Below are 13,638 nucleotides of genomic sequence, written 5' to 3' on the forward strand. Positions count from 1 at the left end.
AGCTCAGGACCGGCCGCGGGCCGGTGCGCCGGTGGCACGCCGTTTCGAGAACCAGGTGATCGACTGGTTGACCAGCAGGATGATCACGACGGCGGCGGCCACACCCTGCCACGGCTCGGGGAAGAGCGACCCGCCGAGCAGGCCGATCGTGGCGTAGACCGCCGACCAGAGCAGGCAGGCCGGCAGGTTGGCGACCACGAACGTGCGCCACGGCAGCCCGGCGAACGCGGCGGCCAGCAGCACCGGCACCCGGCCGCCCGGGATCAGCCGGGACACCAGCAGCACCGGCACCTGCCGGCTCCGCAACCGGTCGCGCACGCCGGCGAGCCGGGTCTCGTCACGCAGCCAGCGCAGCCGGCGGGCGAGCTGCTCGCCGCCGAAGCGGCACAACGCATACATCACCAGGTCGCCCACGTAGGCCCCGGCGGCGCCGGCCAGCACCACCGGCACGACCGCGTAGGCATGCAGATGGAACGCGTACGCCGCGGTCGCGCTGACCGCGGCCCCGGTCGGCACGATCGGGACGATCGCCCCGAATGCCACCACCAGGAACAGCCACCCGGAAGCGCTCAGGGCGGCCGTCACGCGTGCACGCCCAAGGTCTCGCCGTGCGCCAGCACCCGCACCCGGCTGTCCGGCGCCACCACCGCCGCGAACTCGGCGAACCTCGGGCCCGGCTGGTCGAACATGTGCCGGCGGACCCGGCCCATCCCGATCGGCCACAGCGTGCCGTAGTGCACCGGCACGGCCCAGGACGCCTTCACCCGGCGCAGCGCCTCGGCGCCGTCGGCCGCGTCCAGGTGACCGTGCGCGCCCAGCGTCGGGCCCCAGCCGCCGACCGGGATCAGCGCCAGGTCGAGGGGACCGATGTCGTGCATCTCGTCGAACAGGCCGGTGTCACCCGCGAACCACGTCCGCGTGGCGCCCTCGACCACGAAGCCGATCGCCGCGGCACGCTCGCGTGACCACGGGCCACGGCCGCCGTCGTGCCGGGCGGGGACGGCCTTCACCCGTACCCCCTTGATGTCGGTCTCCTCCCCGGGCCCCAGCTCGACGCAGCGTCGCGCCGCGCCGGGAACCGCCCGCGCCGCGAACGCCGCGGCCCCGCGCGGCACCACCAGGACCGGATCGCCGGGCACCGCCCGCAGCGAGGGCACGTGGAAGTGGTCGGCGTGCAGGTGGGAGAGCAGGATCGCGTCGGGCGGGCCGGGCAGCCGCGGCGCCGGGCCGGCGATCCGCCGCAGGTGGGCGAGCCGGCCGGTGAGCACCGGATCGGTCAGCAGGGTCACGCCGGAGTCGGCGAGCCACACGGTGCTGTGCCCCCACCAGGTGACCTCGGTCGTGCTCACCGCCCCACGGTACCCAGGCGCCGCAGGGCCGACCCGCACGCGCGGGCGAAGGCGTGCTGGAACATCACCCCGAACGGGCCGGCAACGCGCATCAGCCTCCCGGCGGGCCGGCTGAACGCGGTGACCGTGAACCAGACCCGGTCGTGCTCGTCCCGCTCGACCAGGAACGCCTCCTCGCCGATCGCCGGATGGCCGGGCCGGGTGCCGTAGGCGAAACCGATCCGGTCGCCCTCCTCGACGGTCCACACCACCTCGCACGGCGCCCGTAACGGCCCGAGCCCGACGGTGAGCAGCACCCCGGGCGCGGCGCGGCGGGCGTCGGCGACGATCCGGGCGCCGATGGCCCGGTGCATCCGGAAAGTCAGGATCGCCTCGCCGGCGCGGGCCAGCGTCTCTTCGCCGCGGCCGATCCGGGTGCGGTGGCGCAGATGCCGGTAACCGGCCGGGAGCCGCCCGGACCGGGTGAATCCGACATGCGGATAGGTAACTTCGGTCACCGGACAAGTGTGCCCTTCTTCGGATCGCCACCGACTGTCGAGTCGCCGCCGTGACATGACTCCGGCACACTGAGCGACGTGACTGGACCCCGCTGCGCCGTCGTGGTGAACCCCACCAAAGTGGCCGATCTCGATCAGTTGCGCAGGACCGTCGAGCGAGGCCTCGCCCGTGCCGGGTGGCCCGCCCCGCGGTGGTATGAGACGACCCCCGAGGACCCGGGCCGCGGCCAGGCGAAGAAGGCCGTCGCCGAGGGCGCCGAGCTGGTCTTCGCGTGCGGCGGTGACGGCACGGTGACCGCCGTCGTCACCGCCCTGGCCGGATCGGACGTGGCGCTGGCCGTGCTACCTGCCGGCACCGGCAACCTGCTGGCGGCGAACCTGGGCCTCGGCAACGACCCGGCGACCGGCCTCGAGGTGGCGCTGGAGGGCGGCCGCCGGCGGATCGACGTCGGCGCGATCGACGACCGGTGCTTCGTGGTGATGGCCGGGATGGGCTTCGACGCGCAGATGCTCGAGGACACCTCGGAGAAGGCGAAGAAGCGGATCGGCTGGCTGGCCTATGTCGGCGGCGCCGCGAAACACCTGCTGGACCGGCCGATGCGGACCCGGATCCGGCTGGACGGCGGCCCGCCGATGCCGCGCCGCCCGGCCGCCGTGATCGTCGGCAACGTGGGCCGGTTGCAGGGCGGGGTGCGCCTGCTCAGCAAGGCCGAGCCGGATGACGGCAAGTTCGACGTCGCCATCCTCAGCCCCACCAACCTGGCCCACTGGGCGGCGCTGGCCTGGGCCGTGGTGAGCCGCCGGGAGCGGGTGCCGCTGATGGAGACCTACACCGCATCGCGGGTTGAGATCTACAGCAACCGGGCACAGGCGCGTCAGCTCGACGGCGACACCATCGCCCCGGGCAAGGTCATGAAGATCCATCTCCGGCCGAAGGCGCTGCTGCTCTGCGTGCCACAGCCGGACGCCGACCCGGATCTGGCGTACGACGCGTCCGCCGTCGCCCGCCGTGCGAAGGAGAAAGCTTGAGCAGTACCGAGCCGGTTCCCGAGACCCGGATGATGCCGGGCGACAAGCTCTCCGCCGACGACGCCCTCCACGCGTTGTGGCACTACGGGCGCTGGCCTCTGCTGCACGACGCGTTCGTCCGGTTCCGTTACGGCGACGGCTTCAGCCACTCCCGGGCGTTCGCGTTCCAGCTGTGCCTGGCCATCGTCCCGTTCCTGATCGCGCTCTCCGGCCTGGCCACCGATCTCGGTGTGGAGGACGGCGGCCGGATCGTCGCGGACACCGTCATCGCGCTCACCCCGGGCGCCAGCGAACCACTCGTCACCGAGCTGCTGGTGGACGACGACCGTACCGAGGAGGCCGGTGAACTGGCCCTGACCCTCGGTCTGATCACCGGCCTGTTCGCTCTGACCAGCGCGATGGCGCAGATCGAGCGGGGCGCCAACCGCATCTACGGTGTGGAGCGCGACCGCCCGGCCCTGCGCAAGTACCTGCGGGCCGTGGTGCTGGCACTGGTCGCCGGCCTGCCCGCGCTCTTCGGGTTCCTGCTGCTGGTGGCCGGGCGGGCGACCGGAGACTCGGCGGAGGAGCACTTCGGCCTGAGTCCCGGCCTGCGGGTGGCGTGGGACGTGGTCCGGTGGCCGCTGAGTCTGGTTCTGATCGTCTTCGCGGTGGGCCTGCTGTTTCGTCACTCGGTCCGGCGCAACCAGCCGGCCCTGTCGTGGCTGCTGTTCGGTGCCGTCGTGTCGACGGTGCTGTGGTGGCTGGCGAGCCTGCTCCTGGCCGGGTACATCCGGTTCAGTGAGGGGTTCGGCGCCACCTACGGCCCGCTGACCGCGATCATGGCGCTGCTGCTCTGGGCCAACCTGACCGGCATCGCGCTCTTCCTCGGGCTGGCCTTCGCCGCCCAGCTGGAGGCCCGGCGGGTGGGTGTGCGACGGCCGGCGCTGGAGGACCGCTGGGAGCCCGACGCGGAACCGGACATCCCCGCCCAGCGCGAACCCGGTGTATCGGCGGAGCCCTCCGGGTAAGGAACGGCGCACCTCTCCCGGACGAAATCAGGAGTACGCCGTGACCGAGAAGCGAGCCCGCTGGGCGCCGGTACGACATTTCGCCGAACGCAGCGTGCTCGGCCTGGCCGCGGTGACGGCGATCGGCCTCGCCTTCGGCACCCTGCTGCTGCTCGTCCGGTTCCACTGGCAGCCGCTGCTCGGGCTGGACCGGTCGGTGGCCGACGGCCTGAACAGCTGGGCGTCCGGCTCGGACACGATCGTCGCGGTCCTTCAGCAGATCGCCTCGTTCGGCGGTCGCGGATTCATGATCCCGCTGGTGGCGCTGCTGGTCGTGGTGCTGCTGATCCGGCGCCGGCCGCGCCCGGCGCTCTACCTGGTGGTCACCGGTGCCGGCGCACTGATCCTGGACCCGTCGCTGAAGGCACTGATCGGCCGGCTGCGGCCGGTGGTCGAGGTCCCGGTGGCGACCGCGCCCGGCAACAGTTTCCCGAGCGGGCACGCACTCGGTTCGATGGTCGTCTACGGCATGATCGTGCTGGTCTTCCTGCCGGCGATGCGACGGCGGTGGCGCCCCTGGTTCGCCGGGCTGGCCGCGGTGATCGTGGCCGCTGTCGGGTTCACCCGGATCGCTCTGGGTGTGCACTTCCTCTCCGACGTGATCGGCGGCTGGCTGCTCGGGGTGGCGTGGATCAGCGTGACGGCGTACGCCTTCCGGATCTGGCGCCGTGAGGCGGGCCGCCCGGTGCCGGCGCTCGCCGACGGCCTCGAACCGGAGGCCGGGCCGGACCTGCGCCCCGCACCGGCCGAGGAGGCCGTCCTGCCGCACCCGTGGGCCAAGGGCGCCGAGCTGCTGGTCGGCTGGGTGTTCGTGTTCGGCCTGCTCTACCTGGTCGGCTACTCGGCGAACCGCTGGGAACCCACTTTCGACGACGGCGTCCCGCGCTGGCTGCAGACCTTCCGCACGCCCGGCCTCGACGATCTGAGCTGGATGGCGAGCAAGGCCGGCGACACGCACGCCATCCTGATCATCTCGCTGTTCTTCTGCCCGCTGGCGCTGGCCCTGTGGCGGCAGTGGCGGCCGATCCTGTTCCTGGCCCTGGCCATGATGGGTGAGCTCACCCTCTTCCTCTGCGCGGCGGCCGCGGTCGGCCGGGACCGTCCGTCGGTCGAGCAGCTCGACGGGCAGATGCCGACCTCGTCGTTCCCGTCCGGGCACATCGCCGCCACCATGTGCCTCTGGGCCGCCATCGCGATCATCGTGATGGCCCGGGTCCGGCAGCCGTGGCGCTGGATCTTCCCGGCCCTCGCCGTGATCATGCCCTTCATCGTGGCGCTCTCCCGGATGTACCGCGGCATGCACCATCCCACCGACGTCCTCGGCGCGGCCCTGCTCACCGCCGGCTGGCTGACCGTCCTCTGGTTCGTCGTCCGCCCCAACGCGCACGCCGGGACCGCCTCCGAAGCGGCCGCGGAGGCCGAGCAGGTGACCCGTCGCCCGGTGGCGGTCGGATGACGCTGCGGCTGATGACCTGGAACATCAAGAACGGCGGCGGCGATCGCCTTCCGGCGATCATCCGGGTCATCCACCGCGAACAGCCGGACGTTCTCTGCCTCCAGGAACTGCAGAAATTCCGGAGGTACGGGCCACGCCTGCACGCCCTCGCGGAAGAGGCCGGCATGACCGTTCACCTCGCACCGGCAGGGTTCGCGCAGCCGGTCGCGGTCCTGGTGCGCCCGCCCCGGCGGATCCTGCGCCGGTCCACGGTCCGCTGGCGGCTGCACCACGCGGTGGCGATCGCCGTCGCCGAGACCACGGCCGGCCCGCTGACCGTGGTGAGCGCCCACCTCAACCCGTTCTCCCCGTACCGCCGCTACCGCGAGGCCCGCTGGCTGTCGGCCCGCTACGGTGCGGCCCGCCGGATGACCCTGATCGCCGGCGACATGAACGGTCTCGCCCCGGACACCGACCACACCGCCACGGTCGGCGCCCTGCATCCGCTCTTCCGGCGGCGGCACCTCGGGCCGGACGGGACCCCGGACACCGCGGCCCTGACGGCGTTCCGGACGGCCGGGTTCACCGACCTGTGGGCCGCCGTGGGTTCGGGCGACGGGCGTACCGTGCCGACCGGTTTCGCCGGCCGTGAGTTCGGGGCCATGCGCCTGGACTACCTGCTGGCCAGCGCGCCGCTGGCGGCCCGGGCCACGCGGGCGTGGGTGGTCCGGGACGAGGAGACCGCCCAGGCCTCCGACCACTACCCGGTCCGCGCCGACGTCGCCCTGTAGCGCCGTTGCCGCGAGCCGGTTCTCTAGCCTCGGGGTATGACGATCGAGTTCCCGTCGCCCACGATCCCCGCCGACGATCGGGCCGAGGTGTTCACCCGCTACCTGGACTACTTCCGGGAGACCCTGCTGGCGAAGACGGCCGCGCTGCCGGCACCGGACCTGCGCACCAGCCGCCTGCCCTCCGGCTGGACGCCGCTGGAACTGGTCAAACACCTGCGGCACGTGGAGCGGCGCTGGATCGAGTGGGGCTTCGAAGGCCGTCCGGTCGACGACCCGTGGGCCGACCAGCGCGACGACCGCTGGCACGTCGACGAGGCGGAGACCCTGGAAAAGCTGACGGCGGAGCTGCGGGAGCAGGGTGCGTACACCACCGCGGCGATCACCGGCAACGCTCTGGACGCCGTCGGCCGGCCCGGCCCGCGCTGGGGCGGCGGCGACCCGGCCACCCTGGAGCGGGTCTGCTTCCACCTGGTCCAGGAGTACGCCCGCCACCTCGGCCACCTGGACATCGTCGCCGAGCTGGCCGGCGTACCCACTGGCGAGTGAAGACCGAAGCCGGCTCTCACCGCTGTACCACACGGCGTGAAGGCGGGTTCAGGCCGCGATGATCCGGTCGCGTCCGGAGCGTTTGGCGGCGTAGAGATTGCGGTCGGCGGCCGACAGCAGCGCGGTGAAGGTGCTCCGGCCCTCCGGCGCCGTGGTGATCCCGATGCTCGTGGTCACCGGGAGCGTCCCGGTGATCGGCTCCCAGCTGTGCGCGCGGATCCGCAGGCGCAGCCGTTCGCAGCGGGTGGCCGCCTCCTCGGCGTCCACCCCCGGATAGACCAGCAGGAACTCCTCGCCACCCATCCGGGCCGCGAACGCGGAGCCGGGCGCCGCCTCCTCCAGCAGCTCGGCCACGTGCTGGAGCACGGTGTCACCGGTGGCGTGCGAGAGGGTGTCGTTCACCCGCTTGAAGTGGTCCAGGTCGACGATCGCCAGCGACACCGGACGGCGGTGGGCGGCCGACTCCAGCAGCAGGGCCGGCACCCGCTCGTTGACGTAGCGCCGGTTGTAGAGGCCGGTCAGCGCGTCCCGGTGGGCCATCTCCCGGAAGTGCTCACTGGCCCGCCGGGCCTCGTTCGCCTCGAAGACGGCCTGCAACGCCCGGGCCCGGGCGTCCCGCTGGACCGACTGCAGCGCGGTCACCTCGGCGTGGAAGGCGCGATGCTCCTCGTACGCCTCCGCGTAGCGCCCGGTGTCGGCGAACAGGGCCGCCTGCTCCTGCCGGACCCGCGCGCCGATCCCGGCCAGCCCGCGGGTGCCGCACACCGCCCGGGTGGCGTCCAGGGCCTCCTGAGCGGCGTCGTAACGGCCGGCCAGGCGGCGGGCCTGGGCGAGGGTGAGCTGGCACTCGGCGACCGCGTCACCCTCGGTCGCGGCGACCAGCTCGGCCAGTACCGGCGACAGCAGCTCCTCGACCGCGTCGTACCGGCCGCCCATCAGCTCGACCTGCGCCATCGTGTCGAGCTCGTTGGCGGTGAACCGGAACCCGGTACGGGCCTGGAGGTCCCGCATCTGCCCGACCAGCATCCGGGCCTCGGGCTCGTCGTCGACCTCGACAGCCGTGTACGCCATGTTGTTCAGGATCGACGACATCACCTCGTGGTCGCCGGCCTCGGCGGCGAACGTCAGCGCCTCCTGGGCACGGCGCCGGCCGTCCTCGTGCGAGCCGCTGTCGTCGAGCGAGACCGAGAGCGTCATCAGATGCCGGGCCCGCAGACTCGGCGGCACGTCGTCGGTGAGGAACGAGACGCTCTGCACGGCGTGGGTCAGCGCGTCGGAGAAGTCACCCACATGGCGGTAGAAGACCGACAGCTCCCGGTGGGCGCGAGCCAGCAGATTGAGATGCTCGTGCTCCTCGGCCCACACCCGCACCTGGTGGGCGTGCTGACCGCCCTCGCCGGTCCGGCCCTCCCGCAGCAGGACTCCCGCCTGCAGCAGCATGGCCCGCTGGACCAGTTCCTCGGCTCCCAGTTCGGTGGCGCGCTGCCGCAGCCGGCAGGCGGGCTCCCAGAGGGTCCGGAACGCCGACGGTGGCCGTCCCTCGAGCTCCACCGCGGCGGATTCGAGAGCGCTGAGCTCCTGATGAGACTGGGTGGGGACGCGGCTCGCCGTCTCCGTCGTCACAGTCCCTGCCTTCCTGTCGCCGCCATGACGACAAACATTCCTGTGCCCGGGTAGCTTTCCGGGTCGCGACGGGTTGCGGATCGGTTGCGGGCGGGCCGTCACCGTGCGGTGCACACCGGCGCGGCGGCCGCGATCTTCCGCGCGTCCTGCCGGATCGCCACCGTGATGCAGTAGTCGTAGCGCTCGCTGAGGCTGTAGGCGACGTAGTCGGTCGCGCCGGCCGGCAACTCCGCCACGGTGACCGGCGGCCGGTCCGACCTGGCCACCGTGACCAGCACCTCGCCGGTCGCGTCGGCCGGATAGTCCCACTGCAGGGTCACGCTCGGCCCGTCGTCGCGAAGCGTCACGTTCCGCGGGGAGCCGGGGTCGGATGTCGTGGTCAGCGACTGGGCCGCGGACGTGGTCGTGGCGGTGCTCGGCTGGGCCGGTGGCGTTGCCGCCTGGTCGGCGCCGGGAAGCATCACGATCACCACCGCGGCGGCAGCCGCGACACCGGCGGCCAGCACCGTGGCGAGCAGCAGCGGATGTGCGGCCCGCGGGCGGCGGCCGCGCTCCGGCAGCCGCCGCGAGTTGGGCGGATCGGTGAGAGTGCTGGCCCGGGCCGAGCCGATCGGCAGGGGACGGCCGTCCTCGCCGTAGTCGGGCGCCCGGTTGCCCGGCAGCGGGGGAGGGGTATCGGCGCGGGCGTGCCGGCCGGTCGGATCGCCGGGTAGCCGGTGCACGTCGCTGAGGTAGAGCGGCTGCTGGTAGACGGTCCCGTTGGGGTCGGTGGCCCGGTTGTCCGGCGGCATCTCGTCGTCGAACCGGTCGGGGACGTCGAATCGGGGGCCGTCGGACCGGTCGGGGTCGCCGAACCGGTCGGGGTCGTCGAATCGGCCGGGGTTGTCGGACCGGTCCGGGGCGCCGAACCGGGCGGGGTCGTCGACGGCCGGGTAGACGGTGCCGGCCGGGTCGGTGGGCCGGTCGTCGGGCGGCGGCTGGCCGGGCGCATGGGCCGGGAACGCCGCGGGCCGGTCACCGGCCGGGTCGGCGACGGTGGGCCGCCGAGGGAACGGGCGGAACGGCCGGCCGCCGGTGGTGTCACGGCGGCCGCAGGTGTGCCGGCCGGACGGCTTGCCGGCGACGAGCGCGGCGGCCTGGCGGGCCAGCGGGTGATCGGCCGGCAGGTGGCGGGCGCTGAGCGCGCTCGCCTGGGCCAGGTGCTCGGCCGACTCGGCGTCGAGCCCGCACTCGCGCTCCATCGCCCCCAGCCGGGCCAGCATCTTGATCCCGGCCGGTGCGGCGTCGCCGTGCACCCGGCTGTGCCGCCGCCAGGCGCGGGCCAGCCGGGCCCGGGCGGTCGAGCAGTGGCCGGCGGAGTGCTCGGCGGTGGCCAGGTCGGCCTCGGCGGCCAGCACCCGGGGCGAGTCCGGCCCGTCGATCAGGGCCAGCTCACCGACCAGGTCGTGATAGACCGACGATGCCCGGCCGTGCTGGCCGATCCGCTGGAGCACCGCCGCATGCATGGCGGCCGTCGCGATGGTCCGCTCGTCGGTGCGGCCGTGCAGGCGCTCCTCGGCCGAGTGGGCGAAGGCGGCCCAGAGCCGGGCCGACTCCGGGTCGCCGAGGGCGATCAGGACGCGGGCGTGCAGAGCGGCGGCCACCGCGAGGTCGGCGGTGGCCCGCCGGGGATCGGCGTCGGCGGTCCGCAACACGTCGTCCAGCACGGCCCGGGCGCCCGCGAGATCACCGGCGGACGACAGGGTCTGCGCCTGGGCGGTGAGTTCCGCGAGTGGAGGGGCCATGTATCCCATAGTGCTCACGCGAACACCATGGGTACAAGTTTCCGGTACCGAAGTGGACAGGGTAGAAACACGATGTGTCCCCGATTGCGACCGTGAAACGTGAACTCCTCGTCCGCCACCTGCAAGCATGGGCTGCTGGTGCGCTTCATCACGCTCGCCGTGCCACCTATGTGCACGGCTACGCCGACGGCGACGGCGGGGAGGCGGCCGAGGCGGCTGTGCGGGTCCTCACCGATCTGCCGGGACTGGCCCGTGGACGCGAACTGTCCATGGTGGCCGTCGGCGACGACGTGACCGGGCTGGGGCAGCGGCTCGGGGTGGCGCAGCGCGACGCGGGGGCGGCGGCCGGGCTGGCCGTGCTCCCGGTCGGCGGCGGGACGGACGAGCGGCTTCCGGTCGCGTTGAAGGCGGCCGGCGCGTCACGCGTACCCCTGATGGGTTTTCTCGATGCGACCGGCGCGAGTGCGCCACCCGCGGTGACCACCGTCTCCGCGATCGCCGCAGGCCGGCCGGCCGAGGTTCTGCTGGTGCTGCCGCCCGGCGCCGACATCGACCCCTATCGGGGCCTGGGTCTGCCGTTGCTCACCGTCGCCGAGCTGGCGACCGGGCCGGAGCCCGGCGAGACGGTGGCCTTCGCCACCACCTCGGGAAAGAGTCTGGAGACCTTCAAGGAGGCGCTCTGGGCGGTCGACGAGTTCGCGGGGGTACGGCTACGCGACCCCGCCGATCCGGAGCGGCATCTGATCGACATCTCGCTGAACCCGGACCCCGGTCCACTGCGGCGGGAGATGACCGCGCATCTGGAACGGGTGGGCGAGGCGACGGTGGCCGAGCTGCGCACCTTCGCGCTGACCGAGACCGTCTATCGGGCCGCCGACGCGACAAGGGTTCTGCACACGCTGATCGACAGCGGCGCCGTCGCCCGCGAGCCGGCACACGGCCGGCTCGGCGGCGACGTCCTGATTCGCCGTTAGCGGCGGCTCTTGTCCTGCTTCCACGACAGGGGGCCCGGCAGGTCGACGCGGTGGGCGCGGGTCTTGGAGTTCCACGACCAGCGGCCGATCTTCAGGCTCCAGGACGAGTAGCCGTTCTCGGTGAAGTTCAGCACCAGCGGACCGATCTTCTTCCGACTGCGGTAGACGATGCCCATCGGACCTCTCCCATCTCGTTTCTGATGGACGGGACGATTCCCGATGGGGCCGATCCACAAACGTCAGCGCGGCTGCCAGGCGTCGGGGCGGGTGGTCAGTTTGCGCACATGCGCCGGCATCCGCCCGCTGATCAGCTCGGCGAGGCTCACCTCGTCGACCACCTCGCGGACCGCGGCCCGCACCGCGACCCACAGGTTCGGCAGGTTCTCGGCGGCCCCCGAATACTGAGTCTCCTCCGGACGGAGGCCGCGCACACCGGCCAGCGGGCCGTCGACGGCCCGCAGGATCTGGCCGATGGTCACATCGCGAGGTGGGTGCGACAGCGTGTAGCCACCCTCGGCACCACGCTGCGCCCGCACCACGCCGGCACGGCGCAGGTCGGCGAGCACTGCCTCGAGGAACTTCCGAGGCATCTCTTGGTCTTGGGCAATGGCCTGGGCGGACATCAGTGCGGGGTAGGCCTGCGCCAAACTGAGGGCGGCCCGGACCGCGTAGTCACCGCGCGCGGAGATCTGCACCTGACTATCATGCCCCGCCCGCGCATCCCGGATGCACATACCCCAGGGAGTTGTGGGAATTCCGCTCAGTCCGCGGGGTGCCGCTGCTCCGGGATCCCCCCTGGACCGGCCGTCGTGGACCCGCCGCGGAACTGCCCCGGGCTCAGGCCGGTCTCCCGGTGGAAGAAGCGGCCGAAGTTGGTCGGCTCCCCGAAACCCAGGATCCGGCCCACCTCGGCGACCGACAGCGGCGTCGCCGCGAGCAGCCGCCGCGCCTGGAGCGCGACCCGGTCGTCGACCACCTGCTTGGCGGTCCGGCCGGTCAGGGCCAGGCTGGCCCGGGTCAGGGTCCGCACCGAACAGCCCAGCTCGGCCGCGTAGTCCTCGACCCGGCGGGTGTGCGGGTACCCCTCCTCCAGCCGGCGCTGGAACCGCTCGAAGGTCCGGCCCTCGACATGACCGGCCGGATCGGTGAGCGGATCGAGCGACCGCAGGCGCAGCAACACCGCGGCCAGCTGATGTCGCAGGAGAGCGGCGGTGACCGGCCCCGGTGGGCCGTCGGCGTCCGCGGTCAGATGGGCAAAGGCGGCCCGGAGGATCTCCGGACCGGGCAGGGACAGCGGCCGCGCGGCCGGCCCGGACGGATCGTCCGGGACCAGATCCGGCAGCTCGTCCGGTCCGAACAGCCCACGCCGGAAGACGATCGTGGCCGTGTCGTCCGGTGGCTCGCCGAACCGCACCGCCTGCCCCGGACGGATCCAGAGCGCCGTACCCGGCCCGCAGAGGTGTTCGATGAAGTCGACCTCGGCGAACAGGGGTCCGGTGACGGTGAGCACGAGAGCGTGACTGTCCAGCAGGCCGGTGGCGGTGCCTGGCGCCACCGGCAGAGCGCAGCCACCGATCCCCGACCAGTCCGGTGGAAGACGGGTGGGCGCCGGCTCGGTGTGTTGAATGAGTGCTGACATCGCGCCTGACGGTAGTCGTCGATGTCTCCTCGCGCATCCACTAGCGCACCGACTGAGGTAAATGTCCGATTTCTAGCTCGGTATTCGCTATACGTCCGATTCCGATTTCTTTTCGGAGATCGATTATTTTTCCGGTTATAAAGGGCGACCCGCACGGACCGGCAGTGTCCGCGCGGGTCGCCCTGACTCGCTGATGTCGCCGACGGGTCAGCGGCCCGCCAGCAGCCGGTTGACGGCCGCGTCGACGTCCAGGTGATCGGACTCGCGCCCACGGGGCACCACCACGTAGGTGCGCCGCAGGAAGCGGACCAGGACGCTGCGCGGCACCTCGAACAGCGCGTTCCCGTCGGGTGACGACAGGGCCAGCGCGACGAAGTCGCCCCTGGGGGTGGCCCAGGGCCACACCCGGACGTCTCCGATCCCGGCCGGCTCGTCGAGCCCGGTCACGAGGAGTTCCCGCGCGAAGGACCAGCTCACGGCTTCCCCACCGGCTGATTCTGCGTGGAACAACACGTGAACCGCATACGGGTCGGCTGGGTCGTACCGCAGACTGGCGCGTACCGGCAGTGCCGTCGCGTCAGGCGCTACGAGCCGCAGCGAGGTTTCGACCTCGACGGTCGTTGGACGAATGGTACTCATGGACGAACTCCCCCCGGCACCGCTGCGAGGCTGGTGAACCCCGCGGTTCCCATACTCAGGTGATCCTTGTAGTTACGCTCCGCCATACGCTGATCTCACCCAGTAGTGGGAAGGCGGTTCCGAAAACCCTTCCACGCAGGACGCAAAGCGATATCTTGTCCTGTTCTGCCCGTGTACTCGGTTCCGCCTGGCATCAGTGGTCCAGCAGTTGACTTACTCCGGTAACGTCCATTCCTCCCGGGTAGTGACGGGGCTCCCGGACACTGGGGGATGAAATGAACCT

Annotated in this window: 15 protein-coding genes; 6 read left to right on the forward strand and 9 right to left on the reverse strand. The window is 72.5% G+C overall.

What is annotated here, in order from left to right:
* Nucleotides 1-3: 3 nt before the first annotated feature.
* The 3 genes from ACFO0C_RS06655 to ACFO0C_RS06665 are packed head-to-tail and all read right to left on the reverse strand — an operon-like array spanning nucleotide 4 to nucleotide 1,846.
* Nucleotides 4-585 carry a DedA family protein gene (locus ACFO0C_RS06655; protein WP_378065652.1) on the reverse strand — a complete coding sequence of 194 codons (582 nt, stop codon included), beginning with the start codon at nucleotides 583-585 and terminating at the stop codon, nucleotides 4-6.
* Entirely contained in the window at nucleotides 582-1,349 is a 768-nt protein-coding gene (locus ACFO0C_RS06660) for an MBL fold metallo-hydrolase (protein WP_378065653.1), read from the reverse strand. Before ACFO0C_RS06660 ends, ACFO0C_RS06655 begins: the two co-directional genes overlap by 4 nt.
* Nucleotides 1,346-1,846: a DUF1990 family protein gene (locus ACFO0C_RS06665; protein ID WP_378065654.1), complete on the reverse strand. Its 501-nt coding sequence runs from the start codon at nucleotides 1,844-1,846 to the stop codon at nucleotides 1,346-1,348. Before ACFO0C_RS06665 ends, ACFO0C_RS06660 begins: the two co-directional genes overlap by 4 nt.
* Nucleotides 1,847-1,924: 78 nt before the next feature.
* On the opposite strand from ACFO0C_RS06665, the gene ACFO0C_RS06670 reads away from it, so the two are divergent.
* The 5 genes from ACFO0C_RS06670 to ACFO0C_RS06690 are packed head-to-tail and all read left to right on the forward strand — an operon-like array spanning nucleotide 1,925 to nucleotide 6,696.
* Complete coding sequence (locus tag ACFO0C_RS06670; RefSeq protein WP_378065655.1) at nucleotides 1,925-2,875, forward strand: diacylglycerol/lipid kinase family protein; 951 nt, start codon at nucleotides 1,925-1,927, stop codon at nucleotides 2,873-2,875.
* The gene (locus tag ACFO0C_RS06675; RefSeq protein WP_378065656.1) at nucleotides 2,872-3,885 is read left to right on the forward strand and encodes a YihY/virulence factor BrkB family protein; all 1,014 of its coding nucleotides are present in this window, start codon (nucleotides 2,872-2,874) and stop codon (nucleotides 3,883-3,885) included. The genes ACFO0C_RS06670 and ACFO0C_RS06675 overlap by 4 nt, the downstream gene beginning before the upstream one ends.
* Before the next feature lie 40 nt (nucleotides 3,886-3,925).
* On the forward strand, nucleotides 3,926-5,380 hold the full coding sequence (locus tag ACFO0C_RS06680; protein WP_378065657.1) for a phosphatase PAP2 family protein: 1,455 nt from the start codon (nucleotides 3,926-3,928) through the stop codon (nucleotides 5,378-5,380).
* The gene (locus ACFO0C_RS06685; protein WP_378065658.1) at nucleotides 5,377-6,150 is read left to right on the forward strand and encodes an endonuclease/exonuclease/phosphatase family protein; all 774 of its coding nucleotides are present in this window, start codon (nucleotides 5,377-5,379) and stop codon (nucleotides 6,148-6,150) included. Before ACFO0C_RS06680 ends, ACFO0C_RS06685 begins: the two co-directional genes overlap by 4 nt.
* A 36-nt stretch (nucleotides 6,151-6,186) precedes the next feature.
* Complete coding sequence (locus ACFO0C_RS06690; protein ID WP_378065659.1) at nucleotides 6,187-6,696, forward strand: mycothiol transferase; 510 nt, start codon at nucleotides 6,187-6,189, stop codon at nucleotides 6,694-6,696.
* 48 nt (nucleotides 6,697-6,744) lie between these two features.
* Here the strand turns inward: ACFO0C_RS06690 and ACFO0C_RS06695 are convergent, their stop codons facing one another.
* Nucleotides 6,745-8,319, reverse strand: coding sequence for a GGDEF domain-containing protein (locus tag ACFO0C_RS06695; protein ID WP_378065660.1), 1,575 nt, complete (start codon nucleotides 8,317-8,319; stop codon nucleotides 6,745-6,747).
* A gap of 98 nt (nucleotides 8,320-8,417) precedes the next feature.
* A complete protein-coding gene (locus ACFO0C_RS06700) occupies nucleotides 8,418-10,103 on the reverse strand; it encodes a fibronectin type III domain-containing protein (RefSeq protein ID WP_378065661.1) in 1,686 nt (561 codons plus the stop codon).
* Nucleotides 10,104-10,195: 92 nt separating this feature from the next.
* On the opposite strand from ACFO0C_RS06700, the gene ACFO0C_RS06705 reads away from it, so the two are divergent.
* The gene (locus tag ACFO0C_RS06705) at nucleotides 10,196-11,077 is read left to right on the forward strand and encodes a hypothetical protein (protein WP_378065662.1); all 882 of its coding nucleotides are present in this window, start codon (nucleotides 10,196-10,198) and stop codon (nucleotides 11,075-11,077) included.
* Here the strand turns inward: ACFO0C_RS06705 and ACFO0C_RS06710 are convergent.
* The 4 genes from ACFO0C_RS06710 to ACFO0C_RS06725 form a co-directional block, all read right to left on the reverse strand.
* Nucleotides 11,074-11,253: a DUF4236 domain-containing protein gene (locus ACFO0C_RS06710; protein ID WP_378065663.1), complete on the reverse strand. Its 180-nt coding sequence runs from the start codon at nucleotides 11,251-11,253 to the stop codon at nucleotides 11,074-11,076. The genes ACFO0C_RS06705 and ACFO0C_RS06710 overlap by 4 nt on opposite strands.
* Before the next feature lie 63 nt (nucleotides 11,254-11,316).
* Entirely contained in the window at nucleotides 11,317-11,772 is a 456-nt protein-coding gene (locus ACFO0C_RS06715; protein WP_364508059.1) for an RrF2 family transcriptional regulator, read from the reverse strand.
* A gap of 65 nt (nucleotides 11,773-11,837) precedes the next feature.
* On the reverse strand, nucleotides 11,838-12,716 hold the full coding sequence (locus ACFO0C_RS06720; protein ID WP_378065664.1) for a helix-turn-helix domain-containing protein: 879 nt from the start codon (nucleotides 12,714-12,716) through the stop codon (nucleotides 11,838-11,840).
* A gap of 207 nt (nucleotides 12,717-12,923) precedes the next feature.
* Nucleotides 12,924-13,355, reverse strand: a complete 432-nt coding sequence (locus ACFO0C_RS06725; protein WP_014446635.1) for an SsgA family sporulation/cell division regulator — start codon at nucleotides 13,353-13,355, stop codon at nucleotides 12,924-12,926.
* Nucleotides 13,356-13,638 lie beyond the last annotated feature (283 nt).

Source organism: Actinoplanes subglobosus, from assembly GCF_042650585.1.
Taxonomy (GTDB): domain Bacteria; phylum Actinomycetota; class Actinomycetes; order Mycobacteriales; family Micromonosporaceae; genus Actinoplanes; species Actinoplanes subglobosus.